The sequence below is a fragment of the Aerococcaceae bacterium zg-252 genome (assembly GCA_016237705.1).
Taxonomy (GTDB): Bacteria; Bacillota; Bacilli; order Lactobacillales; family Aerococcaceae; genus Globicatella; species Globicatella yangjingiae.
In genome coordinates this window covers 412,884-426,900 of the sequence record CP066204.1, presented here as the reverse complement: position 1 = coordinate 426,900, position 14,017 = coordinate 412,884, and the positions used below count along the sequence as shown (strand labels likewise).

Genomic DNA, 14,017 nt, shown 5'->3' with positions numbered 1-14,017 from the left:
ACCGCTCTCCTTCCTTATTTCAGTTTTTTCATTTATTTTGTTTTTGTTCCATAAATACGTTTAGGCTGCAAATACAATACTGATAATGGTGGCAAGTCCAGCGTTAACATAAACGGCTCGCCGTCTTGCTCTTGCTCACTTGTTTTATACTCCAATTCTTGTAAAGCATTGGAGCCACCATATTTCGCATCATCCGTATTTAACACGACTTTATATTGCCCTTTATACGGTGCACCAACAGGTACTTTATGCTGCCATTTATTTTCAAAGTTACACGCTACAATAACAAAATCTCGTGGCGAAGAACCTTGACGAATCATCGTTAAATAACCGTCATCATACGCATCAGCTTCCAAAACACGCAAACCGTCACGCTCATGATCCCACTCATGCATCGCTTTTGTATCTCTCACAAAACAATTAACATCTGCCACCAATTGTTGATACTCATGATTGTATTCTCTTGTTAAATCAATCCACTCTAATTCTGAATAATAACGCCATTCTAAATATTGTCCTAGCTCATTCCCCATAAAATTCAATGTTTTTCCTGGTTGTGCTGCCATGTAAGCTTGCATTAATCGCAATGTTGAAAATTGTTCAAAGCGATTTCCTGGAATGCGACCAAGTAAAGAGTGCTTACCATGTACCACTTCATCATGCGAATAAGGCAAAATAAATCGTTCATTATATTGATACATGAACACAAAGGTAATCAAAGTAAGATTTTTAGGTCGTAAATAAGGTTCTAATTCAAAGAAACGTAATGTATCATTCATCCAACCTAAATTCCACTTATAGTCAAAACCAAGTCCACCCTCACTTACCGGTGCTGTAATGCCCTCACGATTTGAACTTTCTTCTGCAATCATATATACATCTGGCAATTCTTCTTGAATCGTTGTATTGAGTTTTTGTAGAAAATCAATTCCCTGTAAATTTTCATTAGTCCCTAATTCATTTGGCGTCCATGGCCCAGCATCGAAATCCAAATACAGCATGTTCGTTACAGCATCGACACGCAAACCGTCAACATGAAATTCTTTTAACCAAAATAAGGCATTGGAAATTAAAAAGCTCTGAACCTGTGTTTTTCCTAAATCAAAATTCAAAGTGCCCCAGCCAATATTATTGGCACGATTGACATCTTGATATTCAAAAGTCGGTGTACCGTCAAAATATGCCAGTGCATAGGCATTACGACAAAAATGACCTGGCACCCAATCCAAAATCACCCCAATATCATGTTGATGTGCTAAATCGACTAAATATTTTAATTCTGCCATTGTACCAAAACGTCCAGCCAGTCCGTAGTACCCTGTAATCTGATAGCCCCACGATGCTTCAAGAGGATGATCCATTAAAGGCATCAATTCAATATGGGTATACCCCATGGATACAACATAGGGAATTAAACTATCTGCTAACTCCCTTAAAGTATAATACCGTCCGTCTGGATGCTGTCGCCAACTCGATGCATGAACTTCATAAATCGAAAGTGGTGCTTTAAATTTATCTCGTTTCGCACGTTTTTTCAGCCATTTTGCATCATTCCATTCAAACTCAGGAATATCTGCCACGATACTCGCATCTTTAGGAGCAATTTCAAAACGATGTCCAAATGGATCCATTTTATATTCAATATAGCCATTTCCATGGTCAATACCATATTTATAGCATTGCCCTTCGTGTGCTTCTGATACAAAAACAGTCCACACGCCACCTTCTTGCCACGTCATCGGTGTGCGACCCCAATAATTAAAATCTCCTGTCAAAAAAACATTTGCTGCATTCGGAGCCCATACACTAAATTGATATCCCATTATATCTCCAACTTGAGCTTTCTTGCTTCCAAGAAAACGATAGGCTTCACGGTGTTGCCCCGTATTAAAGATATAAATATCTTCCTTAAAATGCGGTAACCCGATTGATGTTTGCATTCTCATCCTCCTTACCAACATAATTTTTTTCTTAATTATAGCATGCGGCCATAATATTCAAATGTTTTTATTAAAATAATCTAATATTTTTTTCAGAACGTTTGCCTTTTTTATTAATATTGAAACACTATAACATCGAAAAAAATTCGCTCATTTATTCGACAACAAAAAGTGCTTTTAATACACGCTTCCTGTATTGTTGATGCTAATATTATAACATATAATACGCTTTCATGCAAACGTTCTCATAAACATTAAATATGTTTTTAGGTGCAGTTAAATATTTAAGCAACACATACAGTAATGTTATTAAATCGCATTAAATTTCTCAATAAATTTTAATGTTTTTCCAAAACTATTCTGTCAAAAAATTGGCTCAGTTACTATACAAAAAAGCCTGAGAAAATGACTTTCTCAGACTCACTTATTTTAATTATTGCTGCCAAGCCGTATTAAAACGCTCTAATAGCTCATCAGCAGTTACAGGACCTCGACTTCCTGCTTCATAATTTGGAAATTCTGGCACCTCTTTATCCCAATAGCTAAATAGATGATCAATATATTTCCATGCATGTTCTACTTCCAAATAATGCGCAAAATGACTCTTATCCCCTAATATACATTCATAAATCAAACGTTCATAATCATGTGGAGTTGCTACCAATTGCTCCGGCGTATAATAGTATTCTAATGGAATACTTTCCGTTTCATGTGAATAACCCATTTTCTTTTGATTAACAGTAAAACGATAACCTGTTTTTGGTGCAACTTCAATATGCAATTGATTGCCCGGTACTCCTGCTTGAGTCGGCTTAAACTGCACATCAATCGTTGTCGCTTTGCTATCAAGTCGTTTACCAGTACGAACAAAGAATGGTACACCTTTCCATTGTGGTAAATCAATTTCGACGCAAGCAGCAAAATAAGTTTCAGTAGCCGATGTGGCACTCACTTTATCTTCTTGACGATAGCCTTTCAATTGCTCACTTGGGCCATATTGCCCACGAACAAATTTTTCTTTTACTTCTTTCTCGTCTTGTGGATAATATAGCGATGCCAATACTTTGATTTTTTCTTCTTGAATCGCTTCTGCTGTCGCTTCTTTCGGTTGTTCCATAGCGAGCATTGCCAAGATTTGTAGAGCATGATTTTGAATCATGTCACGTGTTGCACCTGAAGTATCATAATATTCACCACGATCTTCGACTCCTACTTCTTCCAGTAAGCTAATTTGAATATTATCAATTCCTTGATTATTCCAACTATCTGCAAATACACGATTATCAAAACGAATATTACGAATCGCTTGTACCATTTCTTTACCTAAATAATGGTCGATACGGAATATTTGATTTTCATTAAATGTACGGTTCAAACTTTGTTGTAAATCCTTTGCTGAAGCTGTATCATGCCCGAATGGTTTTTCAATAATTAAACGGTTATAACCATTTTCCGTAATTAACTGTTGGTCACGCAAATGTCCGGTAATCGTTGGAAATAATTTAGGGGATAAAGAAATATAGAAGATACGATTCCCCATTGTTTCATATTGTTGATCCAATTCTTCTTGAAAATTTCTCAAACGTTGGTAGTGCGTTGTATCATTCACATCATGCGATACATAATACACATGAGATAAAAATTCTTTCAAATGCTCTGCCTGCTCAACTTCACCTTTTACACTGTCAGATACACGCTGACGCATCTCTTGATGTGTCCACTCAGTTCTTCCTGTTCCAATTAATGCAAAATGAGTTGAAATTAGTCCATTTTTATATAAACGATACAAGGCAGGATATAATTTACGTGCAGCTAAATCACCCGTTGCACCAAATAAAGTTAAAATTAAACGGTTCTCTGTCACATCAATTCCCTCCAGTTTTTCTATCTCTCTCATTATATGCTAATTTTTTTTAGAACTCAATCATGTTGATTTTAATTTATACAAATCTATCACTCATTTTTCGGTTATATCACGCCAAAAAAAATCGGGTATGGCAGATTTTACTACCTTACCCAATAGCATAAATTATGCTGATGCAACTAGTTTTTTCGCCAACTCATAGCAACCTGTTATCCCAGCATTATCTTCTAATGCCGGTGGAACGATGAATGATTCAATCGCTGGAATTTCTAAGTAGCCATTGTTTAACTCAACAAAACGTTGCTTAATCAATGGGAATAATTGACGTTGCTTCATCACGCCACCACCTAAAATGAATTTTTCACTACCTAAAATAACATAATAATTGTATAAGGCTTGTGCAATATAATCTGCTTCAATTTCCCATGCTTGATGTGTTTCTTCTAACTCAAAGCCTTTTTTACCCCAACGTGCTTCGATAGCCGGGCCAGCAGCCATGCCTTCTAAGCAATCTTTGTGATAAGGACATGTCCCTTCAAATGTATCCTTCTCATGGCGACGAATTAAAATATGTCCCGACTCAGGGTGACCATAGCCACTGACAATATTGCCGTCAACTACAAATCCACCACCGATTCCTGTACCAACAGTTAAATAAACAACATTTTTTAAGCCTTGTGCAGCCCCTTGCATCATTTCACCATAGGCAGCAGCATTCACATCTGTTGTCCATGCAATCGGCACATCAAATTCTTTCTTAAATGTTCCAACAAAATTGAAATTTTGCCAACCAGCTTTTGGTGTAGTTGTAATATAGCCATAATTATCCAATGATTCATTAACTCCTATCGGTCCGAAAGAACCGATTCCTAAAGCACGCATTTCAGGGTATTTTTTAAAAAATTCAATCATTGCTGGAATTGATTGGTCTGGCGTTTGAGTTGGTATACTCACACGCTCAATTAATTCTCCTTCTTCTGTAAACATCGCACAAACGCATTTTGTGCCACCAGCTTCTAAAGCTCCTATCATTTATCTTTTCCTCCTTATTTCGTTTCCATTGGGTGAACATCTATCAATTTATCCTATCCACCCTAAAGCACATTATCACTATTTTACTCGATTTTTATTTGAAATGCGATTATTTTTTCTACAAAAATGGTGTATAAATTTCTCAATAATACTCAGAAATCTATACACCACCTTATATCTATTAACTTAACATATATCCGGTCAATTCAACTTCACCACTTACAACTTGTAATCGTGGTTGCGTCGCTGAATCAAAGAAATAATTCGAAGTTAAAACTGATGAGCCTTGATTAACAAATACTTCAATCGAATGCGTATCAATTACTAGACGCAAACCTTCAACTGTTGCTTCTTTAACAACTACTCCTCGTTCAATAACCGGAATTTTTTCTTCTCCCAACAACTGTTCTTTTAAGCCTTGTCGATTAATATAGACTGCACTATCACTCTCTTGATAACGAATACTAATAAAGTCATTGTCACTACCATAATGTAATTCAAAGCTCGCTTGTTGTTGATTATCCACATCAACAACGATTGCTTGATTGACCACTTCATCTAATGATACAGGCGTCGTTAATGGTGGCAATACCGGTGTTTGTATTACTTTACCTTCTTGAATACGAACCTCTCTAGCGATTGTCATCGCCATTGCCCATTGATGTTCCAATTCTTTCGTCACATTACGGCGTCCCCAAGTATGCATCCAAGCAATCATAATACGGCGTCCTTTATCATCTTGCAATGACTGTGGTGCATAGAAATCATGGCCACTATCCACTTCTTCAATCATCTGTGGCTCAAATGTTTTGGTCTGCCAATCGACTTTTCCACGCATAAAGTATGTAGTATTAATATTATGATGTTTCAAGCCGTCACGTGCTACTTGCATCGGCGACATTACCAAGCAATCTTCACCGTCTAAATTGAAATAATCTGGACACTCCCACATAATACCATGCTCTGGATTGCCTTTTAAGAAAATAGACTCAAATTGCCAATCAACTAAATTCTCTGAACCAACCAATACGATACAGCCACCATTATTGCGATATTTCGCTGCAACGACTGCATAATATTTACCATCACGTTCAAATACTTTCGGGTCACGAAAATCTGCTGGGTCAATTTCATCAGGTAAATCTTTTTCATCTAATACTGGATTGCTCGCCAATTTTTCAAAGTGGATACCATCTTTTGAATATGCCATATTTTGCACTTGGCGAACCGTTCCGTCTTCTCGTACAATATGTCCTGTGTACATTAACCATAATGTATCATCTTTGACAATTGCACTACCAGAAAAACAACCACTAATATCATATGGCTTATCTGGCGCTAAGGCTACCGGCAAATGTTCCCAATTCACTAAATCTTTTGACTTTGCATGTCCCCAATGCATTGGCCCCCAAACACTATCATATGGGAAATATTGGTAGAATAAATGATATTCTCCACGGAAATAAACAAAGCCATTCGGATCGTTAATCCAACCAACTGGCGCAACAAAATGCGCTTTAGGTCGATATTGTGTATTGATATTTCCTTTAGTTTGAGCAATAAATTCATTTGCTCTCTCAACACTATATACTTCTGTCACGCCCAGTCCTCCTCTTATTATTGATTTGCTAAATAAGCATCAAAGTATTGTTGTTTGATTTTTAACCATTCTGGTAAACGGAAACGTTCTAATTCAGATAAATATTCATCCCATTCAGCATCAATATTACCATTTACAATCCATTCTGAACGTTTACGGTTCACATATTCCATTAAGTCAGCTTCAATCAATTCAATTGTTTCTAAATCTTCTGCTTCCATAAATACACGTGGGTAGTTGTAGTCATTATTCATAAATGGCACATAAGTTGCGTGCATTAAGTCTAGACGCCATTTTGCATCATCTGGCATTGTTGTCACTTTACCATAGTACTCATCTAAGATTGCTAATGGTCCACCAACTTCTGTTTTTTGACGTAATTCACCTGGTGCTGTACCGTCTAATGGTAAATGTTTCAATGATTGTGTTGCTTCATCAAACTCAAAAATGTTTTGTTGTGTTTCATCACCATATGTACCCCAGTTGTTTTGAACTGATTGAATTGGAACATACATTTGATCTAACCATTTCGCAGTTAATTCTAAGTTTTTATTCGCACTTGTAATAACGGCACGACCACGTTGGAAACCAAAGTTATTTGTACGTGTAATATGTTTCACACCAGTAGGTCCTTCTAAAACTGGTAATACATCATAGCTATCATTCATACCTGTAACATTAGCTTTATCCCAAGTGAAGTAAACACCGTAGCGATGTTCAGAACCTTTCGCAATATATGTATTCCAATCTTGTTCGAATGCTTCACTATCTAATAAACCACGTTCATACAAATCACGCATGAATTTAATACCTGTTTTGTATTCTTCATTATCTGCTGTAAAGTCAACTTTTTTATCGTTGCCAACAACAAGGTGGTCATCATTATCACCGATACCAAAAGCACCCATTAAAATCTTGAAGTCTTCATTTCCACCATTGTTGATGAACGCTAAAGGAATTTCGTCTGCTTGACCATTTCCATTTGGATCTTCATTTTTAAATGCTTCTAATACTTTTACTAAATCTTCCGTTGTTTTTGGCATTTCTAAACCTAATTTTTTCAACCAATCCGTATTAATCCAAGCCATGTCGTTAACACTGTGAATAGATTCTTTATCTGCACCTAATTCTTCAATCCATGGTAATGAATAAATATGTCCGTCAGGAGCTGTTACCATTGCACGATATTGTGGATTTTCATCAAAGATTTTCTTCAAATTCGGCATATGTTGGTCAATTAAATCTTCTAAAGGAATAATTACACCATTTTTCGCCCATTTAATTAAGTCAACATCAGATGCACTAGCATTTAAGAACGCATCTGGTAGGTCACCACTTGAAATATCTAAATTACGTTTTTCAGCATAATCCGTTGAATAGTTCGTCCAATCAATATGTACATTTGTTGCTTCTTCTAAACGTTTGTAGATTAATTTATCGTTAGGGTCAGCAGGTGCTAATGGTGAGCTACCTGTCGTAATTTTCAATGTTACTTTATCTTTCAATGGCAATGTCACATTTGATAATTTGTAATCTGGACTTGACGGCCCTTGAGCTGTATTCCCACAAGCTGCTAACACCATAGTGCTTACCATTAATAAACCTACTTTTTTCATTTTCATGATAATTTCCTCCTAAATATTTTTTAATTTTTATCCTTTTAATGAACCGACTAAAATACCTTTATCAAAGTATTTTTGGAAGAATGGATACATAATCAACAATGGTAAACTTGAAATGACAATTGTTGCATATTTAATCATTTCTGCTAATCGTTGAATATCTATCATCGCTGTATTTGTACCAATCATTTCTTGATTTGGTTGGTTTTGAATTAAGATTTTACGCAATACTAACTGCAATGGCTCTAAGTTTGGATCTTTTAAGTAAATCATTGCATCAAAGTATGAGTTCCATTGACCTACAAAGGCATATAGGAATAGCACAAACATAATTGGTTTTGCTAGTGGCACAATGATTTTAATGAAAATTTGAAATTCATTCGCTCCGTCAATTACGGCAGCTTCCATTAATTCCTCTGGTAATGTTTGCACATAAGTACGAATTAAAATGATATTCCATACATTCACAGCTCCAGGGATAATAATCGCCCAAACCGTATTTAACATTCCCAATTGTTTTACCAATAAGTAAGTAGGAACTAATCCCCCACCGAAGAACATTGTAATAATTAAGAATAAGTTAATCCATTTACGTCCGATTAAATCTTTTTTTGATAACGGATAGGCTGTTAACATTGAAACAGCAACCGTTAAAACTGAAAATGTAACAGAATAAAAGATTGAGTTGAAAAAACCACGTAAGATTGAAGAATCTGATAATACACGTTGATAACCGTCTAAAGTCCAGTCACGTGGGTCAAAACTAATCCCTTTATTTAATAGTGCTGTTGGATTCATAAAGGAAGCAGCTAAAATATAAATTAATGGCACAAAAGTAATCAGCACAATTAAGCCGATTAAAATTCGATTGATAATTAAGACACGACGGTCAAAATCTGTTTGCATTGCTGAATTCATATGTCTACCTCCTATAATCCTTCACCGTCATTAAGGTGTTTTACTGTTTTATTTACAATTACTAATAAAATAATATTGATGACTGTATTGATTAATCCGACAGCTGTTGAGTATGAATAGTTACCAGATACAAGACCTTGTTTATAAACATAAGTCGAAATAATTTCCGATGCTGTCAAGTTCAATGATGTTTGCATCAAATATGCTTTTTCATAACCAACACTCATAATATTACCGGCTGCTAAAATAAATTGAATAACCATTACCGGTTTCAATGTTGGTAAATCAATATGCCAAATACGTTGGAAAATATTCGCACCGTCTAATTTGGCAGCTTCAATTAATGACGGACTAACATTGACGAGTGTCGCTGTATATAAAGTCGAAGCCCAACCCATTCCTTGCCAAATTCCACTTCCGATATATAAAGATCTAAAGTAGTCTGGATTTGTCATAAAATTAATATTGATACCTACAGTAGATAATAAACGATTGATTGGTCCGTCAATCGAGAAGAATAAGAAAATCATCCCGACAATAACGACCACCGAAATAAAGTTTGGTGCGTATAAGATTAATTGAATTCGACGTTTTAACTTGTCACTACCTAATTGATTTAGCATAATCGCTAAAATAATTGGTGGTAAGAAACCCCATAATAATCCGAACACACTTAGTTTTAAGGTATTGGCAACTAACAAGCCTAAATTAGGGGCTGATAAAAACTTGGTAAATTCTTTAAATCCTACCCAATTACTACCTAAAATACCACGCATTGGATTATAATCTTTAAACGCAATCAATACACCGTACATCGGAATATATCTAAAAATAAAAGTTAATAACAATCCCGGTAATAACATTAATAATAAGACTTTCTGCCTTTTCAGTTTATCCAGAAATGTTTCTTTTCGTCGCATCACTTGCGTCATTTCTACTCCTCCTTGTTTTTTTGAAACGTTTCATTTTTATTTTAATAATAAATGTGTGCCCTCATTTTCATAACAACACACGACTAATCTACCTATTTTTGAAACGTTTCATTTTTATTTTAAAAAAATTTGCTGTCGCTTCCCGACTACAATGTAAGTGTATACAAAATGGTGTCTTTTGTCAACAGCTTTTTCTACTTTTTCTCAATTATTTTATTCGATTTAGTAGTAGGGCCTTCAATATATTCCCCCGGTATTAAAATTTGTTGCATGTGTGGTTTCTGGTCAATAATATTAAGTAGCATATCAATCGCTTTTTTTGCCATTTGTTCTAGTGGTTGCTTAATCGTTGACACTACATATTCTCGTTCGCTCGCCAAACGAATGCCGTCATATCCGATTACTTGTATCTCATCTGGTACTTTCCGTTGTAATTTTCGAATAATCGCTAATGTATCTAACGCAACAAAATCATTAATTGCAAAAATACCGTCAATCGTTTCATGCTCTGTTAAAAACCGCTCAATATGTCGTGATAAGTTGTCAATCGGCTCTTCCAAATCCAATATCGAGATTTTTTTATTCGCCGAACGAACTGCTTTTTCAAAGTATAATCGACGTTTTTTCGTTTCATTGGCAGTATCATTATGTGTCCCAATAAATGCTAGATGCTGACAACCTTTTTCAATAAGTGTCTGAGCTGCTAATTCTGCACCATATTGATTATCAGATGCTACACAAGCAATTTCCATACCTGGAAACATTCGGTCAATACTGACAAATGGTATATTCGATGATAAGTACTCTTCAATCGACGAATAAGTTATCGCAATAATACCGTCCACCTTATTTTGTTGTAACATCTTAATATACTCTACTTCTTTTGTCGCACCCTCACTATTACAAAGCAATAATTTAATTTCACGTGCACTTAACTCTCGTTCAACATAATAAGAAAATTCTCCGAAAAACGGATGCCAAATAGTCGGAACAATGAGTGCAACCGTATTAGTTCGATTCAACTTCATACCACGTGCATATTCATCAGGAACATACGCTAATTGTTGAATAGCTGCCTCTACTTTTGCAAGTGTTATCGGCTTAATACCGGGTGCATGATTAATAACACGTGATACCGTCCCTAAACTAACACCTGCTAATTCTGCTACATCTTTCATCGTAGCCATATAATCACCTCACTTCTTCGCCATTATATCACGGTTATGAAAAAAATGTAAGGGCTTTTCAATTTGTTCACAAACAAAAAGGATTGAGCCGTTCATGTCAGTACATTATTTGCTCAATCCTTTACTTTGTTTGATTAATAGAGATTAATCATCAATCTCTACTTCTAATACTTTTTTACTATATGCATCTAAACGAACTTCGTATACTTGTTGCCCATCTTTAATCGTTACTTCCCAGTAAGTAACACCATTATCACGTTCTAAATCCCATTTCATCACTTCGCCTGATGTAACTTCAGCTAATGCTACTTGTGCCGCATCATCAAATGAACTTAATTTATTTAACTCTATTTTTTCTTTTTCACGTTCAATTCCATTCGCTTCATCAGTGTCTAATGGAGAACTTCCTTTAGAGATGACTTCTTTTGTTGTCGCATTGAATTTTATGTCATACTCATTATCATTATCTAAGCCCTCAACACTCACTACCCACTTATCCAATTGACGTTCTAATTCAATTGATTGAATATCAGTATTTGGAAACTCTTTTTGATAAGCTGCTACCACTTCTTCAAAGGTCATCAATCCTTTTAACACGTCCGTTTTCAACGTAGCATTACTGCTCGCTACGGCTTGTGTTGTCGCTTCTTGCGCCATACCATTCGGTACTGGCATTAGGAATGTTCCAGTCATTAACGCTGCTAAAACTAATTTTTTCATATTTATCGTTCTCCTTTACTTCCAACTCGCTAAAATGACGCTCGTTGTTCTACTCTGTTTGAGTTGATAATCCTATTTTATGGTAGAACGCATTTTGTTGCTCTTCATTTTGATAAATATAACATGAAGATTTCTTCATTTTGGAATCACTACTTCAAACGAAACACCTTTTGGCTGATAATCTTTCACTGAAATAGTTCCATGCAATTGTTCAGTCATCGCCCTTACAATCGACAAACCAATACCACTTCCTTGACGCTGCGAATGCTCTCCACGATAAAAACGGTCAAAAATACGCTCTTTCTCATCTGTCGGAATTCCCTCACCTGTATCCGAAACAATAAAGTAAAGACGATTATCATCTTCATAAAATTGAATAATAATCATATCACTCGATTTAGAATAATTAATAGCATTTTCAATCAAATTAGACACAATCGGACGCCAATAGTGCAATGAAGTTTCCATATAGATTGTTTCATCCACTTGAATATGAATGGTTTGTGACGCATTTCGAGTCAAATGAACCACTTCTTCTTTAATCCATTGCCCTAATGCTTCCATTTGTTTCGGCTGTACAACTTCGGCTTTTGCTAAAGATAATAATTGCTGAACTAATTGTTCCATTCGTTTCGACTCATTGTCAATATAATCAAGCGATTCAGCAATAATTTCAGGATTTTTTGCCCCACGTCGTTTAATTAAATTAACATGCCCTCGTATCGCCGCAATCGGTGTTTTTAAATCATGCGACGCATTAACCACAAAGGTCTGCTCTCTCAAAACGGCTGCCCGTTGAGCTTGTAGTAAAGAATTAAAGGCAATCGCAATATCATTCAATTCAGCAATCGCATAATCTGTTGGTAAATGCTCGTCTGTCAACGGTGATAATTGCTTAATACGATTAGTTAAATCAAGCATTTCTTCACTCCAGTCACGTGATTTCCAGTAAATATATCCTGCACCAGCTACCATTAATACAATCAGTAAACATAAGGTACTCCAAAACAATCGCCAAAACAGTGTCATTAACGCTGACGCCTCAATAGCGACACTGAGTCGGTAATCATCATTTGTATCTTGAACAATATAGTAAGCACCCTGCTCAAGAAAAACTAAATGCCCCCACTTTCGTTTAGACGCTAACGCAAGAAATGTCTCTCTAGCACCTCGAGAAAAATAACGGCGACCGTCTTTCATCTCAATCATCATCACATTGTCGTCTTCGTGTGCTAAATACGCATTCATTAGTGCCAACCAATTTTCTCCTGAAGATTGACCGACTTCGACTGCTTCCACGATTGTTTCAGCTTGTTCACCCATATAGCGATAAATACTAAACAATGCAACACTACTAAATACAAAACTCGTCAGTAAAATAATAAGTGCCATTATCTTAGTCAATTTTTTGGCTAAAATAATTTTGACAGATTGAATTGGTTTACGCATCTTCATTCCTCATAACATATCCGACACCACGAACAGTTTTTAGTAATTGCCCATAGGTGTCTGCACCCAATTTATTGCGTAAATTACGTATATAAACGTCCACCACATTAGTTTGTCCGTCATACTCATAACCCCAAATAGCATTCAACAAATCATCACGTGTTTTCACCACTTCTGGTTCTTTCATCAATTCATATAAAATTCCAAATTCTTTTGGTGTCAAGTCAATCGTCACATCATCGATTAACACTTGATGTCTAGCTGTATCCAAGAGCAATCCTTGATAAATCAGCTGCGATTGTGTTTTAGATTGCGTTTGCAGACGACGCTCAATCACACGAATCCGAGCAAATAATACTTCTACATCAAATGGTTTCGTCAAATAATCATCAATACCTGAATCTAATCCCATAATAATATCATGCGTCTGGTCACGTGCTGTCATCATAATAATCGGTATCACACTAATTTTTCGGATACGTCGAGCTAATGTCACACCGTCATAACCTGGTAACATCCAATCCAACAATAAAATATCAATTTCTTCAAGATGCGTTTGGATATATTCCCATGCTTCCTTACCGTCATGAATCACATGCGTTTCGTACCCTTCAAACATCAATTCCTTTTGTATAAAAGCAGCTAAACTTAACTCATCTTCAATAACTAATAATTTCACGCACATAACCTCCTCGCATGATTCAAATTTCGATAAAAAAGAGTGAGCCCAACACTACGTACAGCCACACTCCA

Annotated in this window: 11 protein-coding genes; all 11 read right to left on the bottom strand. The window is 35.9% G+C overall.

Annotation, left to right across the window (positions count from 1 at the left end; genetic code table 11):
- Nucleotides 1-32: 32 nt before the first annotated feature.
- The 11 genes from glgB to JDW14_02000 all read right to left on the bottom strand — a co-directional run bounded on the left by glgB (nt 33) and on the right by JDW14_02000 (nt 13,949).
- Nucleotides 33-1,940, bottom strand: coding sequence for a 1,4-alpha-glucan branching protein GlgB (gene glgB, locus JDW14_02050; GenBank protein QQD65928.1), 1,908 nt, complete (start codon nt 1,938-1,940; stop codon nt 33-35).
- Between the two features lie 433 nt (nt 1,941-2,373).
- Nucleotides 2,374-3,837: a glucose-6-phosphate dehydrogenase gene (locus JDW14_02045; protein ID QQD65927.1), complete on the bottom strand. Its 1,464-nt coding sequence runs from the start codon at nt 3,835-3,837 to the stop codon at nt 2,374-2,376.
- 132 nt (nt 3,838-3,969) lie between these two features.
- On the bottom strand, nt 3,970-4,836 hold the full coding sequence (locus JDW14_02040; protein ID QQD65926.1) for an ROK family protein: 867 nt from the start codon (nt 4,834-4,836) through the stop codon (nt 3,970-3,972).
- 181 nt (nt 4,837-5,017) lie between these two features.
- The gene (locus JDW14_02035) at nt 5,018-6,442 is read right to left on the bottom strand and encodes a glycoside hydrolase family 32 protein (protein QQD66474.1); all 1,425 of its coding nucleotides are present in this window, start codon (nt 6,440-6,442) and stop codon (nt 5,018-5,020) included.
- Nucleotides 6,443-6,453: 11 nt separating this feature from the next.
- Nucleotides 6,454-8,058: an ABC transporter substrate-binding protein gene (locus JDW14_02030; GenBank protein QQD65925.1), complete on the bottom strand. Its 1,605-nt coding sequence runs from the start codon at nt 8,056-8,058 to the stop codon at nt 6,454-6,456.
- A gap of 30 nt (nt 8,059-8,088) precedes the next feature.
- The gene (locus tag JDW14_02025) at nt 8,089-8,976 is read right to left on the bottom strand and encodes a carbohydrate ABC transporter permease (GenBank protein QQD65924.1); all 888 of its coding nucleotides are present in this window, start codon (nt 8,974-8,976) and stop codon (nt 8,089-8,091) included.
- 11 nt (nt 8,977-8,987) lie between these two features.
- On the bottom strand, nt 8,988-9,908 hold the full coding sequence (locus JDW14_02020; GenBank protein ID QQD65923.1) for a sugar ABC transporter permease: 921 nt from the start codon (nt 9,906-9,908) through the stop codon (nt 8,988-8,990).
- A gap of 194 nt (nt 9,909-10,102) precedes the next feature.
- On the bottom strand, nt 10,103-11,095 hold the full coding sequence (locus JDW14_02015) for a LacI family DNA-binding transcriptional regulator (protein QQD65922.1): 993 nt from the start codon (nt 11,093-11,095) through the stop codon (nt 10,103-10,105).
- Between the two features lie 144 nt (nt 11,096-11,239).
- Nucleotides 11,240-11,815, bottom strand: a complete 576-nt coding sequence (locus JDW14_02010) for a PepSY domain-containing protein (GenBank protein ID QQD65921.1) — start codon at nt 11,813-11,815, stop codon at nt 11,240-11,242.
- A gap of 135 nt (nt 11,816-11,950) precedes the next feature.
- The gene (locus JDW14_02005) at nt 11,951-13,264 is read right to left on the bottom strand and encodes a GHKL domain-containing protein (protein QQD65920.1); all 1,314 of its coding nucleotides are present in this window, start codon (nt 13,262-13,264) and stop codon (nt 11,951-11,953) included.
- Nucleotides 13,257-13,949 (bottom strand): response regulator transcription factor, encoded by a 693-nt coding sequence (locus tag JDW14_02000; GenBank protein ID QQD65919.1) that lies wholly within the window; start codon nt 13,947-13,949, stop codon nt 13,257-13,259. The genes JDW14_02005 and JDW14_02000 overlap by 8 nt, the downstream gene beginning before the upstream one ends.
- Nucleotides 13,950-14,017 lie beyond the last annotated feature (68 nt).

Excerpts from the sequence above, each read along its gene's own strand:
- glgB (QQD65928.1), bottom strand. The coding sequence starts at position 1,940 with ATGCAAACATCAATCGGGTTACCGCATTTTAAGGAAGATATTTATATC.
- JDW14_02045 (QQD65927.1), bottom strand. The coding sequence starts at position 3,837 with ATGAGAGAGATAGAAAAACTGGAGGGAATTGATGTGACAGAGAACCGT.
- JDW14_02040 (QQD65926.1), bottom strand. The coding sequence starts at position 4,836 with ATGATAGGAGCTTTAGAAGCTGGTGGCACAAAATGCGTTTGTGCGATG.
- JDW14_02030 (QQD65925.1), bottom strand. The coding sequence starts at position 8,058 with ATGAAAATGAAAAAAGTAGGTTTATTAATGGTAAGCACTATGGTGTTA.
- JDW14_02025 (QQD65924.1), bottom strand. The coding sequence starts at position 8,976 with ATGAATTCAGCAATGCAAACAGATTTTGACCGTCGTGTCTTAATTATC.
- JDW14_02020 (QQD65923.1), bottom strand. The coding sequence starts at position 9,908 with ATGACGCAAGTGATGCGACGAAAAGAAACATTTCTGGATAAACTGAAA.
- JDW14_02015 (QQD65922.1), bottom strand. The coding sequence starts at position 11,095 with ATGGCTACGATGAAAGATGTAGCAGAATTAGCAGGTGTTAGTTTAGGG.
- JDW14_02010 (QQD65921.1), bottom strand. The coding sequence starts at position 11,815 with ATGAAAAAATTAGTTTTAGCAGCGTTAATGACTGGAACATTCCTAATG.
- JDW14_02005 (QQD65920.1), bottom strand. The coding sequence starts at position 13,264 with ATGCGTAAACCAATTCAATCTGTCAAAATTATTTTAGCCAAAAAATTG.
- JDW14_02000 (QQD65919.1), bottom strand. The coding sequence starts at position 13,949 with ATGTGCGTGAAATTATTAGTTATTGAAGATGAGTTAAGTTTAGCTGCT.